General features: G+C 48.2%; 28 protein-coding genes. 2 read left to right on the top strand and 26 right to left on the bottom strand.

Annotation, left to right across the window (positions count from 1 at the left end; translation table 11 throughout):
- Window positions 1-149: 149 nt before the first annotated feature.
- The 10 genes from DCC85_RS07770 to DCC85_RS07725 all read right to left on the bottom strand — a co-directional run bounded on the left by DCC85_RS07770 (window position 150) and on the right by DCC85_RS07725 (window position 5,681).
- On the bottom strand, window positions 150-386 hold the full coding sequence (locus DCC85_RS07770; protein WP_108465066.1) for a YuzB family protein: 237 nt from the start codon (window positions 384-386) through the stop codon (window positions 150-152).
- Window positions 387-410: 24 nt separating this feature from the next.
- The gene (locus tag DCC85_RS07765) at window positions 411-713 is read right to left on the bottom strand and encodes an iron-sulfur cluster assembly accessory protein (RefSeq protein WP_108465065.1); all 303 of its coding nucleotides are present in this window, start codon (window positions 711-713) and stop codon (window positions 411-413) included.
- A 112-nt stretch (window positions 714-825) separates the two neighbouring features.
- On the bottom strand, window positions 826-1,071 hold the full coding sequence (locus DCC85_RS07760) for a YkvA family protein (RefSeq protein ID WP_108465064.1): 246 nt from the start codon (window positions 1,069-1,071) through the stop codon (window positions 826-828).
- Between the two features lie 59 nt (window positions 1,072-1,130).
- Window positions 1,131-2,066: a M14 family metallopeptidase gene (locus tag DCC85_RS07755; protein WP_234414380.1), complete on the bottom strand. Its 936-nt coding sequence runs from the start codon at window positions 2,064-2,066 to the stop codon at window positions 1,131-1,133.
- A gap of 149 nt (window positions 2,067-2,215) precedes the next feature.
- The gene (gene racE, locus DCC85_RS07750; RefSeq protein ID WP_199909984.1) at window positions 2,216-3,031 is read right to left on the bottom strand and encodes a glutamate racemase; all 816 of its coding nucleotides are present in this window, start codon (window positions 3,029-3,031) and stop codon (window positions 2,216-2,218) included.
- A gap of 154 nt (window positions 3,032-3,185) precedes the next feature.
- Window positions 3,186-3,530, bottom strand: a complete 345-nt coding sequence (locus DCC85_RS07745) for a YtxH domain-containing protein (protein ID WP_108465062.1) — start codon at window positions 3,528-3,530, stop codon at window positions 3,186-3,188.
- A 118-nt stretch (window positions 3,531-3,648) separates the two neighbouring features.
- Window positions 3,649-4,071, bottom strand: coding sequence for a DUF86 domain-containing protein (locus DCC85_RS07740; RefSeq protein WP_108465061.1), 423 nt, complete (start codon window positions 4,069-4,071; stop codon window positions 3,649-3,651).
- A 48-nt stretch (window positions 4,072-4,119) separates the two neighbouring features.
- The gene (locus DCC85_RS07735; RefSeq protein ID WP_108465060.1) at window positions 4,120-4,407 is read right to left on the bottom strand and encodes a Dabb family protein; all 288 of its coding nucleotides are present in this window, start codon (window positions 4,405-4,407) and stop codon (window positions 4,120-4,122) included.
- Window positions 4,408-4,485: 78 nt separating this feature from the next.
- A complete protein-coding gene (locus tag DCC85_RS07730) occupies window positions 4,486-5,250 on the bottom strand; it encodes a DUF1361 domain-containing protein (RefSeq protein ID WP_108465059.1) in 765 nt (254 codons plus the stop codon).
- Between the two features lie 173 nt (window positions 5,251-5,423).
- Complete coding sequence (locus DCC85_RS07725) at window positions 5,424-5,681, bottom strand: type B 50S ribosomal protein L31 (protein WP_108465058.1); 258 nt, start codon at window positions 5,679-5,681, stop codon at window positions 5,424-5,426.
- Window positions 5,682-5,885: 204 nt separating this feature from the next.
- Here DCC85_RS07725 and DCC85_RS07720 point away from each other — a divergent pair, with 204 nt between their 5' ends.
- Window positions 5,886-6,074: a hypothetical protein gene (locus DCC85_RS07720; protein ID WP_108465057.1), complete on the top strand. Its 189-nt coding sequence runs from the start codon at window positions 5,886-5,888 to the stop codon at window positions 6,072-6,074.
- 140 nt (window positions 6,075-6,214) lie between these two features.
- On the opposite strand, the gene DCC85_RS07715 is transcribed toward DCC85_RS07720, so the two are convergent.
- From DCC85_RS07715 to DCC85_RS07655, 13 genes are all read right to left on the bottom strand, one after another.
- Window positions 6,215-6,523, bottom strand: a complete 309-nt coding sequence (locus DCC85_RS07715; RefSeq protein WP_108465056.1) for a DUF4181 domain-containing protein — start codon at window positions 6,521-6,523, stop codon at window positions 6,215-6,217.
- Window positions 6,524-6,638: 115 nt separating this feature from the next.
- Window positions 6,639-7,406 (bottom strand): nucleotidyltransferase domain-containing protein, encoded by a 768-nt coding sequence (locus DCC85_RS07710; protein WP_108465055.1) that lies wholly within the window; start codon window positions 7,404-7,406, stop codon window positions 6,639-6,641.
- 28 nt (window positions 7,407-7,434) lie between these two features.
- Window positions 7,435-8,169, bottom strand: coding sequence for a Bax inhibitor-1/YccA family protein (locus DCC85_RS07705; RefSeq protein WP_108465054.1), 735 nt, complete (start codon window positions 8,167-8,169; stop codon window positions 7,435-7,437).
- 45 nt (window positions 8,170-8,214) lie between these two features.
- Window positions 8,215-8,406: a hypothetical protein gene (locus DCC85_RS07700; RefSeq protein WP_108465053.1), complete on the bottom strand. Its 192-nt coding sequence runs from the start codon at window positions 8,404-8,406 to the stop codon at window positions 8,215-8,217.
- Window positions 8,407-8,457: 51 nt separating this feature from the next.
- Window positions 8,458-9,039, bottom strand: a complete 582-nt coding sequence (locus DCC85_RS07695) for a histidine phosphatase family protein (RefSeq protein WP_108465052.1) — start codon at window positions 9,037-9,039, stop codon at window positions 8,458-8,460.
- Between the two features lie 31 nt (window positions 9,040-9,070).
- Entirely contained in the window at window positions 9,071-9,505 is a 435-nt protein-coding gene (gene fosB, locus DCC85_RS07690) for a metallothiol transferase FosB (RefSeq protein ID WP_108465051.1), read from the bottom strand.
- Window positions 9,506-9,533: 28 nt separating this feature from the next.
- On the bottom strand, window positions 9,534-10,169 hold the full coding sequence (locus DCC85_RS07685) for an NUDIX hydrolase (RefSeq protein ID WP_108465050.1): 636 nt from the start codon (window positions 10,167-10,169) through the stop codon (window positions 9,534-9,536).
- A gap of 193 nt (window positions 10,170-10,362) precedes the next feature.
- Window positions 10,363-11,097: a class I SAM-dependent methyltransferase gene (locus DCC85_RS07680; RefSeq protein ID WP_159081812.1), complete on the bottom strand. Its 735-nt coding sequence runs from the start codon at window positions 11,095-11,097 to the stop codon at window positions 10,363-10,365.
- 202 nt (window positions 11,098-11,299) lie between these two features.
- Window positions 11,300-12,169: an effector binding domain-containing protein gene (locus tag DCC85_RS07675; protein ID WP_108465048.1), complete on the bottom strand. Its 870-nt coding sequence runs from the start codon at window positions 12,167-12,169 to the stop codon at window positions 11,300-11,302.
- 199 nt (window positions 12,170-12,368) lie between these two features.
- Window positions 12,369-13,511 (bottom strand): 5-methyltetrahydropteroyltriglutamate--homocysteine S-methyltransferase, encoded by a 1,143-nt coding sequence (locus DCC85_RS07670; RefSeq protein ID WP_108465047.1) that lies wholly within the window; start codon window positions 13,509-13,511, stop codon window positions 12,369-12,371.
- A gap of 125 nt (window positions 13,512-13,636) precedes the next feature.
- Complete coding sequence (locus DCC85_RS07665; RefSeq protein ID WP_108465046.1) at window positions 13,637-14,539, bottom strand: LysR family transcriptional regulator; 903 nt, start codon at window positions 14,537-14,539, stop codon at window positions 13,637-13,639.
- 130 nt (window positions 14,540-14,669) lie between these two features.
- The gene (gene ltrA / locus DCC85_RS07660) at window positions 14,670-16,070 is read right to left on the bottom strand and encodes a group II intron reverse transcriptase/maturase (RefSeq protein ID WP_108465045.1); all 1,401 of its coding nucleotides are present in this window, start codon (window positions 16,068-16,070) and stop codon (window positions 14,670-14,672) included.
- Window positions 16,071-16,584: 514 nt separating this feature from the next.
- The gene (locus DCC85_RS07655) at window positions 16,585-18,129 is read right to left on the bottom strand and encodes a GH25 family lysozyme (RefSeq protein WP_108465044.1); all 1,545 of its coding nucleotides are present in this window, start codon (window positions 18,127-18,129) and stop codon (window positions 16,585-16,587) included.
- Between the two features lie 225 nt (window positions 18,130-18,354).
- Between DCC85_RS07655 and DCC85_RS07650 the strand changes: the two genes are divergently transcribed.
- Entirely contained in the window at window positions 18,355-18,903 is a 549-nt protein-coding gene (locus tag DCC85_RS07650) for a 5' nucleotidase, NT5C type (RefSeq protein WP_108465043.1), read from the top strand.
- A gap of 51 nt (window positions 18,904-18,954) precedes the next feature.
- On the opposite strand, the gene DCC85_RS07645 is transcribed toward DCC85_RS07650, so the two are convergent.
- From DCC85_RS07645 to DCC85_RS07635, 3 genes are all read right to left on the bottom strand, one after another.
- Entirely contained in the window at window positions 18,955-19,344 is a 390-nt protein-coding gene (locus DCC85_RS07645) for a GIY-YIG nuclease family protein (RefSeq protein ID WP_108465042.1), read from the bottom strand.
- Window positions 19,345-19,373: 29 nt separating this feature from the next.
- Window positions 19,374-19,853 (bottom strand): DUF6530 family protein, encoded by a 480-nt coding sequence (locus DCC85_RS07640; RefSeq protein ID WP_108465041.1) that lies wholly within the window; start codon window positions 19,851-19,853, stop codon window positions 19,374-19,376.
- 483 nt (window positions 19,854-20,336) lie between these two features.
- Window positions 20,337-21,509 (bottom strand): alanyl-tRNA editing protein, encoded by a 1,173-nt coding sequence (locus tag DCC85_RS07635; RefSeq protein WP_108465040.1) that lies wholly within the window; start codon window positions 21,507-21,509, stop codon window positions 20,337-20,339.
- Between the last annotated feature and the right edge of the window lie 18 nt (window positions 21,510-21,527).

The following is a 21,527-nucleotide window of genomic DNA, read 5'->3' as shown; positions in this document are numbered from 1 at the left end:
AGCGGCTCGACTATTCTACCAAGACGATTACCTTTGATCTTATTCCTGCACTTGGTCATCTTGCTGTTCAACAGAAGAATTAGCATTTTACAGCATAAAAAAAGCCCGGCAGCTGTCAACACAGCTTGTCCGGGCTTATCCCTACAATCTTAAGATTGAACAGGCTTCTTCACAAAAGCCTCTGCTTTCGCCAGAACCTCTTCTTCTGTCGGAGCACTTACATAACGGCCGTTAATGTAGACAAATGCCCGCTTGCCGCAAGGCCCGCAATAAGATTTACAACCGATCTTAATCTCAGCATCCGGGGCCATCTTCTGCAGCTTCGGCACAAAAGTCTTCATACGGATATGTTTGCACTTATCGCAAACGCGAATATCGTTAGCCATGATCTTTCCCTTCTTTGCCGACGATTAGTGGTCGCCGTGATTGCCTTGGGACGGATTGGTAATAACAAAGCCTTCCTCAGGAAAATAAAGATAGTCAATTTTCACACCATTCAGGAACGGGTTCTCCAGATCAATCAACACATCGATCTCTTTGTCCGTAGATACAACCTGATCCTTATCGGTTGGCTTGGCAAGATCCAGACCATAATGGGCATGGTCACCATGCGCATGAGTTACAAAAACCTTAAGCACCAGGCCTTTGTTCTCTTCCTTCTCAAGCTCTTTCTTTATCACTTTGGCCGCATTGCGGGTAATTTTCACGCTCATAACTCTCTCTCCTGTTCTACTTGGGTTCGTCCTCAATATTTCTATTGTAAAGAATATGCTCTAATGAAGCAAGACCGCATCCCAAGGATCCATCAACAAATCTAAGGATTATTTAAGGACGGAACGAGGCATCCTTCTTCTCCGCACGCTCTACAAACCAGTTCATCAGCAGCATGGTAACTGCCATATCATCAATAGGTATGAAGGGCAGCACATCGGGAAGCACCCAATAGAGTGCAGCAGGCACAACCATCAACAGCTTGTCCCTGGCAGGTACACGGGGAGAAGCAAGCAATCCGGGTACTTTTCGAAAGACATGAGCCCAGTGCCGCAATGACCAGATTTTTCGCCACTTCATAATTTAGGGCCCTCCTCTCTTTTACATAAAGGGTACCCGTTTCTCCCCGATTTGAACAATTAAGAGTCCATTATAGAAGCTATGATGGCATAAATCTGCCCATACATTTCATCAAAATCGCTTACTGGTAGGGGATTAACGCCTTCCCCTACTTCTATGGTAAAGCCTGGCCGGCCAAAACGATAGATGAACCAGTCCTTGTATCCCGCATCACTCCCCCCAAGCTTCACAGCTCGGTACCCGCTAACTTTGGCCAGCCTGAGCGCCAGCTGTTCCGCTATCTCAGGTTCATATTCCCTATAGTTCCAGTAAATCTCTCTACCCTGCGTATGCAAGGAGAGGACATAATCGAATTGCTCACGCGAGGTAAGCTCAGCTAAAGCGATAGCCTCCGGCTCAGTAAGCGGGGCCGTTCCTCCATAATCCTGAGGGGCCGGCTCCGTTATTCCCCTTCGGCTTTGCTCTTCTTCCCAGTAAGCCGGGAACTGGTCATTCAAATCGATTCCACGCGCATTTGCTTTCCATTTGCTAAAGTCTGAATGATTGCCGTTCCACTTCAACAGCTCTTCAGCCCAGCTGCATGCTGGGTCTATCCCACCCTGGGACAGATCTACTCCATCGGGATTCACCATAGGCACAGCAATAAGCGTAGTATTATCAAACCATCTCCTGCATTCAAGTGAACTTTCATTCTCCTGAGCACCCCTTTGTTTACAGCCGGCTGCAAACGCCTCAATAAAGCGGAGCAGCAGAGGGGCGGTAATCCATTCATTGGCATGTACTGCCGCATTGACATGAACTTTGCGCGGACCTCTGCCGATTTTCAAACACCATAACGGCTTCCCTAGTACACTTGAGCCAATAGAGGTGCAAGAGATGACGTCCCCATATAGGTCTAGAAGCTGATTTAGCTGGACACTATAGTCCTTAAATTGATAAGCTGTGCCAACTTGGACAATCCGTTCTGGTGGTTGCGAAGCCGTCTTTTCCATCATAATCCCCTCCCCTTTAGGAAAAGGTATGCCTGCCGTTCTGTCCGATATGCACCTAGAGGATTAGAGTCCTGCATATAAAAAGGGTCTGTGAATTCTAGGATTCACAGACCTGATGTATCTTACAACCGGTTCTACCTCTAAATCTAACCTCACACATGACTCCGCACCTGCCAGACAATGGGGGTCAATTGAATCTCCTCGCCCAACCAGTCTCTAGCAATGGATCGGAAAATAACTGGGTCTCCACTGCAGTAGAACTGATGAACCGGTGTCTCATCACCGCTGGCAAGCTGGCCCTTATTATACAGAACGGTACTGATCTCACGAGCCGTCTCTTCATCCGAACTGATTAGCTTCACCTTAGGCCCCATAACATCCTTGATGGCCTGCCGAAGAAAAGGGTAGTGCGTACACCCCAATATCAGACAATCCATATCATACTGACGAATGGAGGCCAAAGAACGGTATACAACTTCCTTCGTATGATCCGTATAGAACTGTCCTTGTTCCACCAGCGGCACGAGCTCGGGACAGGCCTCACTGACAATCTGTACATAGGGGGACAGCTGCTGCAGCGCTTCGGTATAGGCGCCGCTTCGAATCGTACCAAGCGTTCCTATGACTCCAATTCTGCCGTTCTTCGTAGCGCTAATTGCGGCCCTGGCACCCGGATGAATCACTCCAATCACTGGAATGTTCACCTTTGCTGCGATAAAATCCAAAGCCGCAGCTGTTGCTGTGTTACAGGCGATGACGATCATTTTCGGGTTAAATTGAATGAGAAAATTTACGATTTGCTCGGTAAACAAGCGAACTTCCTCAGAAGAACGGGGTCCATAGGGAGTTCTCGCCGTATCTCCAAAGTAAATAATTTTTTCCCGGGGCAGCTGACGAATGACCTCTTTGGCAACTGTCAGGCCCCCCACACCTGAGTCTAGTATTGCGATGGCTTGCTGCACGAACATACCGCTTCCTTTTTCATAGGGTTATACTGCTCACGTTAATTTATGCCTTGCCAGCATCAATCGTACCTAAATATTAACCCAATTTTACAGGCCATACAAGGAAAGCGGCTATTGCCTAAATATAGAAAAAGACCCCGTAGGGTCGTATCTATAATTAATAGACTTGCTGATCATCCTTCTTCTCTTCATCCAGGAACTCTTCGGCGGCAGAAACCTGTAGTTCAGTCTCAGTGCCATCTTCCTTATGATGCGCGTATTGTGCTTGAACCTCGCGAACGAGACAATCTGTAGTTTCCTTCACGATGCTTACAATCCCAGCACCCGCTTCTCCTACCTTTTCGAAGGCAGCTTGGGATTTCTCGGCTAGGTGGCGCGATCCCTCTGCAAGATCCTTACGAAGCTCGCGTCCTGATTTGGGCGCCAGCAGCAGTGCTGCCGCAGAACCTACCACACCGCCGACCAATGCTCCCCATAGCCATCCTTTAGTTCCTTTGTTCATCGCTCATCTCTCCCTTACCGGCATTCCGTTAGAAGTGTTAAACGGGCGAATGCCTATTGTTTAGTACATTATAAGCAGGTACAGCTTGGGCGGTCACATTGCAAGCTAAGTATTTTTTTCAAGACACAGAAAGCTCCTGCCGTAAATACTCGCGTACTTGTGCCGCAAAGTCTGCTAATGAAGAAGGAAGCTGCCGCATCCACTGCGCATAGATATCGTGCTCCTCATAATAATCCTGCACCAGCGGTTTGCGGAGACGAACCAGCTGGATGAGTACAGTAAACAGTTCTTCATCGATTACCCGCTCGCCATGAATTATCTCTACAATATCCTCATAGCTGCTGGCATCCCGCATGATAAACCCGTCGATCAGATAGCTGCCCACATCGGTTACCACCTCTAAGGCCAAATGGAGTGCCCGCTCCCGTGCAAAGCGTTCCAGAGAATCAACTTGTCCACCTTCGGTACGCTGAAGCGCTTCCGCAATCATCGGCAGCACGTTAAGGCGCCGCTCGATTTGTTCCTGATTTACATAGTACAAATCCTCATCCCCTTCAAATTTATGGCCGGTCTTTAGAGGACAATCAATCTAGAATTCGTAATCCACTGCAAATTGGGATTCCCGAACCTCCTGCATGTGCTCAATCACTTTCTTATGCTCCGGATGCACCTGGTAGCCCTCCAAATCCTCTAGCGAAGCAAAGGTTGCCACAAGTGCAATATCATATGAACGTTGAGAGCGGAGAATGTCCTTGCCAACTTCCAGGTCTACGAGCTGCTCCACTTTTCCCTTCAGCCCGCGCAGTACAGCTGCTGTTCTCTCTACAGACTCGGGCGCACCATCCTTTAATTTAAACAACACGATATGCTTGATCATCTTGCTCCCTCTCCCCGTTTAGCTTATAGAATCTTTACCTTCAAAATATACCATAGGGCCTTCACTCTCTTCCAGACTTTAAGACCGCTTTAAGATAGCATCTGAACCTGCCTCCCGATCAAGAGGCGCCCGCAGACATGTAAACAGGTACACAACAAGGTATAATATCGAAGTCAGTACAAACAAATTAAAGCAAAAATATACCAGCTGATGCCTTTGCCCCGGAAGCGCGAGCAGTTCATACAGGTCCCTAAGGATCATCTTAGGCCGAGCGACAATATCCCAGGTGTTCCATCGTACAAAACGGCCCATGTAGATGCCGAAGCTGCTCAGGCCCAGCACCGTGAACGCAAAGATCCAGCCGGCTACGGTTCCATACGACCGCCTTACCAGCTGATGTACCGAATATAGTGTAAAAGTGCCTAGCAGCAGCCCAATCAAGGCTGCAAGCAGCAATGCTATCAAATGATTCCAGAACGGAATCTCGTTCCAGAAGCGCTCAGCGCGGTTATACGGGAAGCGTGCAAAGAGATGAAGCAAATCCGTAACAAGATAAGCGGCATTGGGATAAAAGAACAGCCAGCCAGCCCCAAAGCCCAGCAAGAGAATGCTTCTTAGCAGCCCTTTTGCTGCAATATAGCAAATATCCAGCAGTACCATAAATACGGCGGGAAGCCAGGCTAGGAACATGTTCCAGAAGATGAACAGATACGGCCTATTCCCATAGGGAGATTCCAGCTCATACACCATCACCAGATTGCCCCAGGTGCAGGCGAGCAGCAGCAAAAGCATATAGATTTTCCACGGGTATCCACAAGGTCTAAGACTCTTCATGAAATTCATGATTTCCTCCGTTAAGCTCCTTCCGGGTTGTGAAAGAAGAATTGATGTTTACTCATACACGTTTAAGTCCTCCCATATGTTACTTTATGCAGGGCACCGGATGGATCTGCTGCACAAAAAAGAACACCCGGCAGCCATAAGCTGCCGGGTGTTCTTCCGCAAGATCAAGAAGATTACTTCTGATCTTGGTTGAGGTTGTATTTCCGGTTGAAACGGTCCACACGACCGCCAACGTCCACGTTTCTTTGTCTTCCTGTGAAGAAAGGGTGGGATGCGGAGCTGGTATCCACACGAATGACTGGATATGTGTTACCATCTTCCCACTCCATAGTCTCACTGGAGGATTTAGTGGATGCGCTCAGAAATCTAAAGTCCGCACTAGCGTCATAAAAGATCACTTGTTGGAACTTGGGATGAATATTCTCTCTCATGGTCATCACCTTTACCGTTGATTTAATTAGCGTAGTATATACACATTAATAATCATTATACCTAAACTTGTCTCAAAAATCCAGCGGCAAAGCAGGGTCCATATTTTAATCAAATCTTAAGGAAAATCCCATAATATATTAACAAAAAAAACATATAATAGAATCACAAACCAATGAAATGAACTTATCCGAGGAGGGCTGAACATGAAATCTGTTTCCAATCAATATTTAACCCTATGGATGACCCAATTTCTCTGCAGCCCGGACCCAGTGAAGCTGCGCTGCATCCAGGAAGCGGAACAATCCGGCAATTCCGAGCTGCTTCACAGCATTCATTTTCACTTAAACATGCGCAACCAGCAGCATCTTCTATACAGACGTAAGACCGGCTAAGCGGCTTTTGTCAAAAAGGACTGCGGTACCTAAAGCACTTAAGCTTTAAGATCGCAGTCCTTTTTTGTGTCTATCTGCTTAGCTAGATTAGTATTTAACGAGGCGAATAAGCAGCAATAAACCTGCGAAGAACAAGGAGATCAAGCGAGAATCTGCGAAACCTTATAACGATCTGTCTCGGGTACGTATTTCTTCTCCAAATAGGCACAATAATAGAATGCTAATGCCACCAAGACTAACAGTAAGGGATGCGGCTTCCTGATATCCAGAATCCATGCCGCTGCAAAAATTAGAATCATGAACAGCAAAGTTCCCAGCCTATAGCTTCTATAAGCTGGCGTGTCGGACATGTCTCGATCATATACGACCAAGACCTTCTCTAAGAAATATCGACCTAGCGCCAGTACTATATAAAATAATAAATATAATCCTGTCACTTCGTCAGCCATCTAATCCCCTCCCTACTAGATGGTATCTTCGTCTTGCTCCCGCCTTTCCCCTGCAAAATTCAGATTAAGTTTCTGCCAGCTGCTTACGCCTAAAAGGCTGTAAGTGACAGCTAAGTCACTTCAGCTCTCTAACCTTTTGGTGCATAAAGTCAAAGAACCTATGGTTCCAAGAGGCCTTTGCCGTCTCCGGCAGGGAGGCGACCAGCTCGTCGGCCAAATCTGCCAGCTGCTGCACCCCTAGGGGCAGACGATCAGGACTTGTATGGTTTACAGCATCAAGCAGCCGCTGCAAGATCCCTGGGTCAAGCGCTCTATGTAGGCTTTTAGTTCCCAGAGCTGCTTTCCCAGGATCATACAAGTGCCTCAGCACCAGACTGAGGTCTGCGGCCAGATGGCTTGCCAGACGGGAAGCCCATAATAAATCCCGCCGCTGGAAGGCGGCTTCAAATTCAAGCAAAGAAAAGGTGAATTCAGACAATATATCCAGCACCTCTCTATCGCTCATAGAATAATCCTCTGCCTGATAAGCAGCGAGCAATTGATCCGGATCATACAACACCTTGATCCTGTCCGTCCTCTGTAGACTGGAAGGAGTGACGGTATACAGGTCGAAGTGAAGCCCATCTTCGTAGACGCCTACGATTTGCGGCCCGACAAAATTAGCTTCAGACCAATAGATCAGCGGCTGGTAACAAGTCATAATGGCAAGACGACGCTGCAAGAAGTCAGAAATTTCTTCTTCATCGACCATACAATACATATCCACATCTGAATAGGCATCATTCTCTTCCCTAGCCATAGATCCTTTGAGAAAAACGGCTCTTACCGCAGCATCCTGCTTAAGCGCAGAGCTGATTTGTCTTACAGCTTCTTCCTGGTTCATTCCCCTCACCTCATAATGAGCCTTTCTTCTAATCCTTCTTGTTTAGCTTGATTAGAATATCCAGCACTTTAACATATAGCCAGATTAACGTTACCATAAGTCCAAAGGCGGCATACCACTCCATATACTTGGGAGCACCCTCTGCAACATGAGTTTCAATAAAGTCAAAATCCAGCAGAAGGTTCATGGCAGCAATGACCAGCACCACCAGACTGATCCCAATACCGACCCATCCGGAATCATGAATATAAGGCACTTCCATCCCGTTAAATCTCATTACAAAATCAGCCAGATATACAAGACAAACCGCCCCTGTGCTTATAAGGATTCCTGTTCTAAGGCTAGGAGTGACTACGATAATACGAAATACGTAAAGCGCCAGCATCATGAGCAAAATCGCAACGGTAAGCAGAACTGCATTGATCACTATGCCTGGATATTCCTCTTCAGCTAGAGCAGATAACATGCCAAGAAGCAACCCATTCAAAACAACATAGATTGGCGCTGCAAAGGCAGCTGCCCTCGGAATAATGATGTTTACAAGCCCCGCTATAAAGACGCTGATACAGATCGGGGTAAGGTACTGCATGATGCTTGTATTGCCCTGTTCATACAAATGCCACGCATATCCCGCTGCCCCTACCAGAATCAGTGTTAGGATCAGGGTCTTATAGACAGTACCGTTCAAGCTCATCGCTGCCGAGCTGGAGCTGTCTGCTCTAGCTCTGGAGAAGGCCTTATTACTTAAAGCCGGATTATTCATTGTTTCTCGTCTCCTTATGTATAAATCTTTATTATTAAATCACAACTATTTTAAGAGTAACTCTTCATAACGCCGCAGGTCTGCCATGGCTTGACCGATGTAACTTCTTGTCTTCTGGTTAAATCCGAATTGGTAGAGGGCAGCCGCCATTCCACGCACCAGCCACAGCCGGATTGCAGTCAACAGCTGCTCCGAATTCCACCAAAGACTGCTAGCTTCCTCATATCCCTGTTTCATTCTATGAATATTCCCGAGTACAAACCGAGAGATTCATAGCAGCTGACTCCCTCAGGACTTCAAGTGTGTAATGCAGTTATATAAAGCACATTCCCATAGATCATCCTCCATATTCAAAATAGTTAAGGACGTGTTGCCCAGCTTCATCTCAGACTGTTGCTGCGGCACAAGCCTTCTAAGCAAATGATGAATCAACGCGCCATGGCTAACGATAAGAATGCCCTCCCCAGGATGTCTGCTTGCTATATCCTGCACAGCCTCGCTGCCGCGAAGCATACCGGCGTCAGGGGTCTCCAGGCCCAAATCAAGCTCCTTCCATCCTGCTCCCCATCTTTGCTGGCGCTCCTTCTCTGTCGTTCCTTCAATTTGTCCCCCATACATTTCCCTTAGCCTCTCATCAATGATCACTGGGCCTATACCAAGCCGCTCCTGAATGATCTCTGCCGTCTGACGCGCACGAAGCAGGTCACTAGAGTATATGCGGCGCCACTCTGCTTCCCCAGCAAGCCGCTCAGCTAATCTCCTTGCCTGTTCAAATCCCTCCTCATCTAGTGAGTTATCGGTATGTCCCTGAGCCCGCCCCTCCTTATTCCAATAGGTGCTTCCATGACGAATGAGTCCTACTACGGTCATCGGTCAAACCCCTCCCTTCTCCATATTAGTCCTAGTTCTCCAGCTGCTCCTCGAAAAACTGCATATGCGGCTTGGCAGCACGGTAATAGTCCAATCGTTCGGCCAGAGTTCCTGCATGGAATTCAAACATATGCCCATCCGGATCCAGAAAATAAATAGACTGCCGATCCCTCGGAACGCGTTCCCTGCCCGGCAGTACTTTAGCCTGTGCACGTTCTAAACGCTCAAGCAGCTGATCATATTCCTTCTCCTCCATTGAAAATGCCATATGCGTGTAAGAATTAGGGAGATCAGTGCGTTCTATATCCTCTTGGTTAAGAGCAAGCCATAGTCCGTCCAAGTCCAAATAGGCGAGCCTTCTGCCCTTCACCAGCAGCTTTGCTTCAAATACCTCTTGGTAAAAAGCAATCGAACGGTCCAAATCCGAGACCGAGAAACAAATGTGGTTCATCTTTAACGGGCTCATGGCCTCTTCCCTCCGTTCTGACGCTGCTTCAAAATTGATGAAGCAGTGCTTCTACATGCTCAATGATGTAATCATAGTACGCCCTGGGATGCGGTACCAAGTCCTGAAGCTGTACCTTCTGTCGGTGAGTGCTAACCTTCCCTTCCTGAAGTAGTACACCTTCCGCAATCACTTCTTTTACTTGGCCCGTAACCAACTGCACAACGCTTGAAATAGGAAGAAGAAAAAGCCCCTCAATCTCCTCGGCCTGAAAATTATAATCTGCTAGAGGCTTATTGCAGCGCAGCAGAAACACATGACTGAATTCACGATCTATAAGCACACCGGGCTCCACATATTCATTGGGATATATACCGCAAGGATGCAGCTCCGACCAAACAGCCCGGATTCCGAGCTCTTCCTCCAGCTCACGAAGTCCGCCCGCTGCTCCTTCCCCTGTCAGCAAATGGCCGGCGCAGGAGATGTCCAACTTCCCGGCAAAAGTATCCTTGTCCCTGCTTCGCAGCTGGAACAACAGACTCGGCTCACCCGCTGGAGATTCATATACAACCCAGCAGTGAAAAGTCTCATGCCAGTACCCCATCCGGTGAACTTCCTGGCGTGAGGCTATGCCAATTCGCCGCATCTGATTATCAAATATATCAAAGAGTTCAAGTTGTGACATACGCTTTTAGTCCTCCCAAGGAAGCAGCTTTCGTGAGCCAAACGCCACTTGATCTGTCATGCTTTTCGTTCTCCATCTTCCCAGATGTAAGTTAATGATATTCTAATGGAACTCCAAATAATTTCCAAGTACAAAAAAAGAACTACACATCAAAGCGTGCAGCTCTTGGTCATTAACAGGTCACGTATCCGACTTAAGGATGGCCCGGCTTCACGGCAGCCACCAATACCCTGGGTCCCAGTTCCGGCTGTTGTTCGGTAAGACGGGCAATTTCAAGAAGTGTCTGCCTCCGCTGCAGATCCTGCCATCCCGCCTCATAGTCCTGCGCCATCCAGGCCGGCCCCAGCACGCCTAGAACATCCAGTATCTTAAACCCTGCCGCCTCAGTCTCGTCCCGCAGCTCTTCAGGAAGATGGAAGAAGGCAGAGCTTAGGCTGCCCTTCTTATCATTACTCTCACAACGGACATGCTGTCCCGTAGGAATTTCCAGCCGCAGCATCTCCATGAAGTCTTCCCGCCAGATCCGCCCATCCAAGAGTCCTGCCATAAGAGAGGCGTATCTGGATATACCGTACGCCACCAATACGCCCCCAGGCTTCAAGATTCTCCGCGCCTCACAAAGCGCCTGAACCCGATCCTCACGTTCTGTAAGATGGTACAACGGCCCTCCAAGAAATACGGCGTCATATTGTTCATCTGGGATATCCAGTGCCAATGCGTCTGCAACCCACATCCTGTCAGGTGCCGGACGGCTAGGGTCGCTCAGCGCCCGAGACCTGGCCTGCTCAATATGCTCCGCTACCAGGTCCACCAGATGAACGGAGTGGCCAAGGCTGGCAAACCAGAAGGCATACTCTCCAGCCGCACCTCCAATATCGATGACCTTAGCTGGACTCTGAGGAAAAAACCGCAGAATTAATTCCTTCATACGCTCGAACTCCATAGGTCCGATGCCGCGTTTTAAACGGTTCTTCTCATCCGCTTCCTGATAGAATGTCTCAACTCGATCTGCCCCATTTCCATCAATCCTTCCTCATGAATTTGCTTAATTTCTCCATATCCTACAGAACCCTAACTAATGAAGTCAATATCAATACTCACAAGGGGGGAATAACAAGCAGCTCACACAACTACTCAATCGGTATATAGATCTTCATGAGGATTTTGTCAGGATAAACGGAATTCCTCACATCCGTCACTTCAAAGTCCGGCCCCGGCCTGCGCTCATAATTGGAATTGGGGAGCCAGGTTCCATAAATATAGTCACGAATGTTTTGCACTCCGTCAGGCTGGCTGCTGGAACTGAACTCCGCATATTTTCCGCCGGGAAGTACAAAGCACATCAGCCCTTCCCCAGGCTCCTCTGGCAGCTGCGTGACCGCCTCCCCGACAATGAACGAGAAATCGCCGTTGTCCTGAAATCGGCAAGCAATGCCGTAGGACATATCCGGTGCAGCCTTATCCTCAATTCGCATAAAGTAAGCGTTCTGGCCAAAGTCCTGGTAAAACCCTGGAATCTCCCTGTAGTGCTGATTCTCCCTCAGGCTGGTCAAATATTCATGTCCAACAATTAAGGTTTGTTCCAACTGAATAATATGGGGCTTTTGCATCGTGAGCACATCCCTTCCTTGAATACGATAATCTACAAAGTTCATTCTCTTCTGCAGCTTCACCGAAGCCTGTTCCTTCCGATACTTCGCAGGGGTGATCCCAAATTGTGCTGCGAACGCCCGGGAGAACGCCTCCTGGGAACCGTACTGAAAAGCTACTGCAATCTCCAGCACGCGCGCCTCTGTCTCTTTGAGCAATACAGCGGCCTCTGATAGCCTGCGGTGCCTGATATAAGATTGCACACTGAAGCCCGAGATCGCCTGGAACAATCTCTGATAATGAAAGGGAGAGAAAAGAGATTTAGCGGCAATTTCAGCAATACTGAGCTCTTCAGTCAGGTGCTCCTCCATATAATCAATGGATGCCTGAATTCGTTCATAATAACCCATAACTTGGTTCACAACCTCTGCTTGTAGTCTTGAGCCTATTGTAACTGGAACATGTTCCTCATATTTGATCGTTTGTGCTCTCTTTGAATTCTGCTTTTTAGCTCTCTTGCAATAATTCCTTTGCGAAAATAAAAAAAGAACCGCCAAGCTCTGAATGATCCATGATCTCAGGCTCGGCGGCTTTGCTCTTGCTATGAAATTAGGCAGGCCAGATTTCGTCTGCGATTTCCTTAATCAGCTTCAGCTTCTCCCACTGCTGCTCTTCAGTAAGGATATTGCCTTCCTCCGTCGAAGCGAATCCGCATTGTGGACTTAAGCAAATCTGGTTAAGGTCGACGATCTCTGCCGCCTCCTTAATCCGGCTGATGATTTCTTCCTTGCTTTCAAGCTCTCCCGTCTTGGAGGAGATCAATCCCAGCACCACCTGCTGATCTTTGCGGAGGGATTTCAGCGGCGTGAAGTCCCCAGCCCGGTCCGTATCAAATTCCAGGTAGTATCCGTCAATATGATCAATGCCAAAAAGTGTTTCAGCTACAGGCTCATAACCGCCAGAGGATGCCCAAGTAGAAGCATAGTTTCCACGGCACACATGGGTTGTAATCACCAGATCCTCTGGTAGGCCGTTCACAGTCTCCTGGTTCACACGGGCGAACAATTTCGCCGTTTCCTCCACATGAAGTCCTTCCTGTTGTCTTGCTTCCCAGTAATTGCGATCGCACAGCATCCCCCAGGTGCAGTCATCCAGCTGCAGACTGCGGCAGCCTGCTTCGTAAAGGTCCAAAATCACACCTTTGTAAGCCTTCGCTGTGTCCGCAACAAGTTCGTCTGTGCTGCTGTAATATTTATCTGTAATTTCTTTGTTCTCTCCGCGATACAGCTCAGCCAAAAATTGCGCCGGCGCTGGAATGGCTTGACGCGCAATCACATCGTCTCCTGCGATCTCCTTCAAAAATTTAAAGTGATCTACGAAAGGATGATGGGCATAAACGATTTTACCGTTCAACCGAGCTGTTTCTGCCCGGGTCTCTACCCCCTGGAACTTGTAGCCTTCCTCAATATCGGCTTTCTCTACTCCGCCCAGACCCCAGAAGAAATCCAGGTGCCACCAGGAGCGTCTGAATTCCCCATCCGTTACGGCCCTTAGTCCGACTTCTTTCTGTTTCTCAACAAGCTTGATAATTTCCGCATCTTCTACCTTTTTCAATTCTTGCTCGGAGATTTCGCCATTTTGGAACTTTTGGCGTGCATCCTTAATCGTCTGCGGGCGGAGGAAGCTGCCGACTACGTCATGTCTGAAAGGGGTGGTCTTACGCTGAGCTGGTTCTTCGGTATGAATGCACATCTTGGAATCTCTCCTTTTTCACTCGGATTTAATTTGTTACAGGAAAGATACCATAGATTGCATGCTATACCGTAACTCCTATAATCTATAGCTGGCTATAACAATAGGCTATAACGCCCACCTGTTTACTCGGCTATCGCTTCTTGAAGAGCCTCCACATAAGCCGATGCTAATTTGGATAGCGGCATATTCTTATGACAAATCCAGCCGACATTGATACTCTCATCACATTCCAGCGGGACGGGGATAATATCGTGTCCATTCAAATCCGCACTTAGGACACCGGTAGAAATCGTATATCCGTTTAGGCCAATCAGCAAGTTGAACAGCGTCGCTCTGTCATTGACTTTGATGCTCTTCTTATGAGACAAAGTGCTAAGAATTTCCTCGGAGAAGTGAAAAGAGTTATACTCCCCCTGTTCAAACGACAGGTAAGGATAATCCTGCAGCTGCTCAATGGTGACCCGCGACTGCTTTGCGAGCGGATTCCGAGCACTGATGAAGATATGAGGCCTTGCTGTAAATAGGCTGTTGAACATTAGATTAGCGTCCTTCAGCAGCCTGCTGATGACCTTCTCATTGAACTCGTTCAAATACAGGATGCCGATCTCACTGCGCAGCTCCTTTACATCCTGGATGATCTCATGGGTCTTTGTCTCACGGAGGGCCAGTTCATACTCGTCCTGTCCGTGATCGCGAACCAGCTTCACAAAGGCGTTCACCGCAAAGGCATAGTGCTGTGCGGATACAGCAAAGTGCTGCGGAGACGGCTTGGCATTTAAATACCGGCCTTCCAGCAGCTCAGCCTGCTCGACTACCTGCCGGGCATACCCCAGGAATTCAACCCCTTCCTTAGACAAGATGATGCCTTTATTCGTCCGTTCAAAGATTGTAATATGGATTTCTTCCTCCAGATCCTTGATCGCATTAGACAAGCTGGGCTGCGAGATGAACAACCGCTTGGCGGCTTCATTCATCGAACCCCGGTTGGCTACCTCAATGACATACTTTAATTGCTGTAGGGTCAATCTTCATTCCTCACTTTGTTTGTGCTGTTTAGAGTGAAGTATACCATAAAGCAAATCGAGTAGGAGGCTATTCATTAGATGAGTAGCCGACCTCTCACACCACCGTACGTACCGTTCGGTATACGGCGGTTCAACCGCATAAGTGCAATTTACGTAAACGCTCGTATTGCGCAGGAAAGTCATAATATCCTGCCTGTACGAGCTTTTTGTTTGTTATGGAACGAGACAACACTGGACTTCCGGCGATGCGCCAGTACCCGAGACGGGAATTGCCCCACTGGTAAGCCTGCCATTCCGGTATCCCCAGCTTCCGCAGGTTTTGTACTTTTGTTCGCGGCTTTTTCCACTGTTTCCAGATGTACATCCGCAGTCGTCTTCGCAACCATTCGCTCCAGCTTTGCAGGATCCGTTTCATGTCGGCCACATAGTAGTAACCAATCCATCCCCGAATGTAGACTTTTACCTTTTCCATGACTTGGCGAACATTTCTGCCCTGGCTGCGACTTGTGAGTTCTTTCAACTTCTTCTTCGCTTTTGCGAGGGATTGTCCATGGGCACGGATATACATGCCGTTCTTGTTCTTTCCCAGGGCAAAGCCGAGAAATTTGAAGTGCTTTCGAGCCACTACGCTACCGACCTTACTTTTCTGCGTATTGATCTGGAGTCTCAGTTTGGTCTCCAGGTACTTTCCGCAGGATTCCAGTAGCCGCACCGCTGCCCGTTTACTTTTGGCAAGCACCACAATATCGTCCGCATAGCGGATGACGTTCACTCCGCGGCCTTTCATCTCTTGGTCAAATTCGTTCAGGTAGATGTTCGCCAGAAGCGGCGACAGGGGGCCTCCCTGAGGGGAGCCTTCTTCTGTTTTGCAGTGCACCCCGTTCTCCATAACCCCACTTTTCAGGTATCTCTTAATCAGTTCGGTTACGCGTCTGTCCTGAATTTGTTTGCTCAAAAGATGCATAAGCAGCTCATGATTCAGCGTGTCGAAGTATTTGGAGAGGTCGATTTCTACTGCGTAGCCGTATCCCTGTTCTGCATAGTCTTTCACCTTGCGAATGGCCTGTTGTGCGCTCCGACCGGGGCGGTAGCCATAGCTTCCCTCCGAGAAGAGCGGCTCGAACAGGGGCTGGAGCTGCTGGGCGACTGCCTGCTGAATCACTCGGTCTACGACCGTGGGTATGCCAAGCTTCCGTACTCCGCTTCCATCTGCTTTGGGAATTTCCTTGCGCCGTACTGGGCTGGGCTTGTATCTGCCTTCCCGGATCTTTTGCAACAGCTCGTCTCTATGTTCCTGCAGCCAGGGTAGCGCGTCTTCTACGGTCATTCCGTCGATTCCTGGCGCTCCATGGTTGCGTTTGACCTGTTTGTAGGCTCTGTTCAAATTGTCTCTGTCCAGAATCTGCTCCAGCAGGTCTGTTGCACCGCCTCTTTCTTTACGTTCCCGAGTGCCGGCGCTCCGCACTCCCGCATGCTCTTCGCGTTCCACGCTATCCCTTTGCAGGTAGCCCTTTCGGTATTCTGCTTTCATCGCGTCAGCTCTCCTTTCGGTATGTACTCGAGACTTACGATTGTTCGGCCCTTCCCCGAAAAAAAAACCTTCCGGGTACTATGGCCTCTGCTGACTTCTCACAGCAAGCTTTACTCCGTCTTTCGGTTTTTTTTTCCTACTTGTCGTCTGTGAGACCTCCCCGGGTAAGAGCGATAACCTTCCCCTCATCTATCTGCCACATTTACACCATGGGATTCGGGCAGTATTGGACTTTGCTTTGTAGTGCAAGCTCGTCCGTCCCATGATGCCTTCTATGTGATTTCTGTTCGTCAGACCGAGGGTTTGCCTCCGGCTTCCTTCAGATTCCGCCTCGCGGCGGACACCCTTGCCTTCAGCTAACAGTTCCTACTGCCAAGCCTGTAGCGGACTTTCACCGCCGAGTTATCGCCCATGCCGGGCGCACACCAAACAGCTCCAGACGTGTCATCGCCGGAGCTGTCTCTTCCTTGCCAAGCTGCAAGAGGCAGGTTGGCATATCCTTTAATTCGCTAAATTACGGCTGGTTCAAAGCCATTTGGGCCCTGAGCTCCTCCAGAGTTCCTTGGTAGACGTTCAGATCCACGCTGCCAGTAATCCCGGGAACGCTGCCCGATGAGGAATACTGCCAAATATCCCAGCGATCCCACGCCGCTACAGGCTTGGGCTCCTGGCTGCTGTATCTCGCCATCCATATTTTATAGCCGGAGAAGGTCGTGTCAAAATTGGCGCCAAAAGCATTGCCCGTATAAATCATCGGCTGGCAGCCGGTTAATCTCTCTACCTCATCCAAGAAAGCGTGGGCTACAGAACGGATCTGGGCCGCAGTCAGCTTGCCGGGATTGTCCTCATAGTCCATGACTGGCGGCAAGTCCAGCTGGCTGATTCCTCCAGCCTCTTCGATCGCCTGCGCGAAATTAGCGGCCTGGAGCTTGGCATCCTGTGTAGTTGTCGCATCAAGGAAATGATAGACGCCTACAAGCAGTCCTGCATCCTTGGCCCCTTGAACATTAGCCGCGAACTGGCTGTCGCGAAATGTCTTTCCTTGACTAGCCTTGATGAACACGAATGAGCGCCCATCCGCAGCGACCTGCTGCCAGTCAATAACCCCGTTATGATGGGAAACATCGATTCCTTGGGCAAACATGTCATTGACAGAAGCCGGAGTGGATGATGCAGACGAATTTGAGCTGGGTGAGCTGGCCGTCTTTATATCCAGCACATAACTCCCATCCCCTGCATTCTGAAACTGATAGGATTGGGGGCTGTTTAGATCAAGAACGATCCGAATCGTATACGGATCCCTGCTGAAGACGGCATAACGAACCTTGCTTACGTCCGGATTGTCAGAGACAGGTACCTCTCCCTTTAGGTTGTTGTCCAGCGCATATTTATCGCCAAAGCCCTGTCCATACTTTACATCCGGAAGATCAATTACAATGCGATCCGGCCCGCCCAATACAGTGACTACAGGCTTCACCTGGCCGCTCACGGTCAGCGTGAGCCTGTTATCTGCAAAGCTTAAATCGGTTAGCGAGGCTGCGGTCTGTACCTGCTCTGAATTAGTGGTGCTGGGAGCAGTCGCACTTCCCCCGCTGTTATGTATGTTATCTTTACTGGTGCTGTCCGCGGTTTGGCTCTGTAGTGTAGCCGACCTAGTCTTGTTATTCCACGCGACCTTGAGCCCCATTTGTTCTCCGACAAACCGAAGCGGAACAAATGTAATCTCATTCACAGCCATTGGAGGAGCTATTAATGTTACGGACTTCCCGTTCACATCCGCAACGGACTGGTTCAGTACAAGCTTAAGGACCTTATCCTTCTGCTGAATCGTGATCAATCCATTTTTGGGGTTCCAGTCAATCTTATAGCCCAGCTCTTCAACGACCACCCGGATGGGGATCATGATGCTCTGGTGCTCTACCCGAACTTGTCTATCGCTACTTAAATCCAGTTCCTTACCATCGAGATAAATATGTGTTGTGTTATCCGCCGCGAAGCCCCTTCCTGCAAGCAAACCCAGGCAAACTACAAAAACTGCCAAGAAACCAAGCTTCTTCATGCTGTCAACCTACCATCCGAGTTTAAAGTAATTAGTTAATGAATCCATTTGTCTCCAAGACTAATCCTAAATTAGTAGACGCAGACAATGCGGAAAAGTTTCTATACAGTACGATATTTGAACTTGAGGACTTTCTTATATTCTTAGCGCCAACGCTTGTGATTTCACAACAAGTCCTTTACAATGACAGAAAATTGAAACATATATTTTAGGAGACTCAAAAACATGAATAAACCCATCGTGGCCATAGATATGGATGATACGATCTGTCATCTGGTACCCAAGGCCATTCATTATCACAACGAGCTGTTTCCCAATTTCCCGCTTACCATTGAGCAGATTAACAATTTTGACTTAAGCGGAATCTGGCATCCGGATTGTACGGAAGATATTTTCTTTGGCAGACCGGGACTCTATGAAGAACTTGAGATATTTGATGAATATACAGTAGAGGAGATTCGCAGGTTAACCGACAGCTATGATGTGATTATCGTTACCGCAGCACGGCCAGCTTCAGTTGCTGAGAAATGGAACTGGCTGCAGAAGCATCTGCCCTTCATTCCGTTTGAGAATTTCTTCGTTGCCAAACGCAAATATCTGCTAAATTTCGATCTGCTGATTGATGACGGTCCCCATAATCTGATCGCCGCCAGAGAGGCCGGAAGACAGACCATTCTTATTCCGCGACCCTGGAATCTGCAGATTCAGCGGGAGTTTCGGCTTATGGACTCCTGGAAGGGCATGAACGAGCTGGTGGACCAAATCCTGAAATAGTACGAAGTCAAAATACAAAAGAGGGTGTCCCTTGGAGGACACCGCTCTAAACTATGATCTCTTCAGCTTGTTATAACCCCGCTCACCGTAAGGCTGAAGCTTCTCAAGCCACAGCTCCAACAGCGCGTCTACATCCGCTTTATACTTCTTCAGCTCTGTGCTGTCACCAAGCGACTCTTCCTTCGGCTTGATCTGATCCAGCTCTTCGAATACAAAGCTTTCGCCGCCAAATGTCTTCCAATCCTCGGCAATTTCAAAGATTGAATTCATCTTCGTCTGCTGCTGAAAAGCCAAACGGTTCTTCGCACCGTCCAAGTCCATGGTGCCAAGCACCAGGATCTTATCGTTCTTCACATTACGAATCTGATAAACACCCATCCGGCGAAAGGTTTGTGTATAGCTTGCAGAAAGTTCCTTCTTCCTCTGCTTATCTAAGCTCATATTATTCACCTGCCTCTATCTAATGATAATTAATAGCCCATTTCTTTGAGCAAACCGGACAGCATTCTGAGACGCTCCCCGATCAGCTCATCATCCCGGCTTAAAGCCTCGCTAAACAGCTTGATATCTTCATTAATTCGCTCATTGTCCGTACATACGGATACTGTCATAGCATCACCCTGCAATCCAACCCGGTCAATGACCGGATGCTCTGGATCGTATAGATCCTTGTATTGGTAAGCCTCCCGAAAATGCACCATGCTTCTAGCAACCAGAATAGCCAAGTCCAGCACGCGATGGAGCGGTAGCTCCTCAGATTGTCTGGACCATTTCTCCCCTGTATATCTCCACACCTTGGCGGAAATATCCACCTTCCCCCGATCATTCCATTGAGCAAGACCTAAGGAAAGGCCTTTGGCATCAGAATTGTCGCTGTACCGGCCGTCCACCTTGTCGTAATTTTCTGATACGATAACGGGTTTATGCTTGAGATGAGTTGGGATATTCATAATAAGTCACGTCCTTAATTTTGATGAAATGATCATAAATTGCACTCGATCTAAGAATTACTGATTTACTAATTTACTAATTTAGTAAATAACTAAATTAGTAAATTAGTACGAGATCAATCTTACAACATTACCCATCTTTAGTCAACATCCGTACTGGGGTACCGATTTCTAAGCTTTTTCAAAAAAAATGGCCCCATTAAAGGGCTAACTTTGTCCACCCGTGATCCTTAAGAAGAGCCAAGCACTTGATAAGCATGAGCAGGCAATCGGTCACCTAGCTCATTTAGGACAGTATTATGCTCAAGCTCCCATATGTATCCATTTCGGGGCAGACGAGCCGGAACGGTCTTAGGGGGGCGGGGGCCAAGATATGTCTTACGAATGTCATTTGAAATGATGGGTCTCGATTTTGTTCAAGATAGTCCGAAAGAGCACCCTCCTGGAGGGTGCTCCGCTGTTTCTATTTAGATTAGACTTTGATTAGCCTTTAAAATGGCTTATAGCAAATTCATAGAAGGCTGACGCATCCTCCCATTCGGTAAAAGCAGCCTGCGCCATTTTATCACTGCCTCCCCCTTTGCCGTGGAAAGTCCCAAGATTCGCTTTGAAGAAGGCGCCGCAAGACAGTTTCTGGCTTCCTCCATAAGCGACAACCACTTTATTCTCCCCAGGTACTCCAAGAATCACCGGAAATTCACTGGCTGCTGCCAGCTTGGAGGCTATATTTTGCGCATCTTTAAAAGACTTACCATACACAATTTCGGCGATGAATTCCCCATTCTGCCTAGCTAACAATTGTTGAACAAAATACTGATCATTTTGTTCCTTTAGTGCTGTAAGCTCCGTTTGCAGCCGCTTATGCTCCTCCTCCTCCTTCTCAATTCTCTCGATAATTTCATCTTTTCCTACCTTATATTTAGAGGTAAGTATCCTTAGTATCTCTTGGCTGCGGCTGAATTCATCCAAGGCCCTGGAACCGGATTTGAAGTATAATCTAGTGTTCCCCTTCTGCTTCTCCACCTTCAGCAGCTTGATAATTCCAATCTCTCCTGTCGATGAGACATGCGTACCCCCGCAAGCATTGTACTCCACATCCTTCATCTCAACGATCCGGATGTTCTCCGTTACCTTCGGCGCCTTGACTAACGGCAGCTTCGCCGCCTCTTCAGCAGTCACGAAATAGCTGACGATTGCATGGTTCAGATAAATATGCCGATTGGCCTCATCCTCCAGAACACCGATATCCTCCTGAGAACATCCCTCTAGCCGCACGTCAATCGTGCAATAATCGTCACCCAAATGAAAGCTTAGCGTTTCTGCTCCGAACTGTTCTAGGCATACGGCAGAGAGCAGATGCTGCCCGCTATGATGCTGCATATGGTCAAACCTCCGTTGCCAGTCGAGCCTGCAATCTGCTTCCAGCCGCTCGGGTCGCTGCTTAAGCTTATGCAAAATTTCTTCCCCTTCAATGAATACATCCAGAACGGGAATCTTGTTGATCCAGCCCAAATCACATGGCTGTCCACCTCCATGCGGATAAAATGCCGTCTCTTCCAAGGTGACATAACACCCGTCTTCTTTCTCGTAAACATTCGTGATCCGGGTCTTCCAATCTCTAATATACACAGAATCATAATACAGCTTCTTTGTCATCCGAACTCTCCTCATATT

The sequence above is a fragment of the Paenibacillus sp. CAA11 genome, assembly GCF_003060825.1.
Taxonomy (GTDB): domain Bacteria; phylum Bacillota; class Bacilli; order Paenibacillales; family Paenibacillaceae; genus Fontibacillus.
Note: the sequence above shows the minus strand (reverse complement) of the source record. Positions and strands in the feature narration are given on the sequence as shown.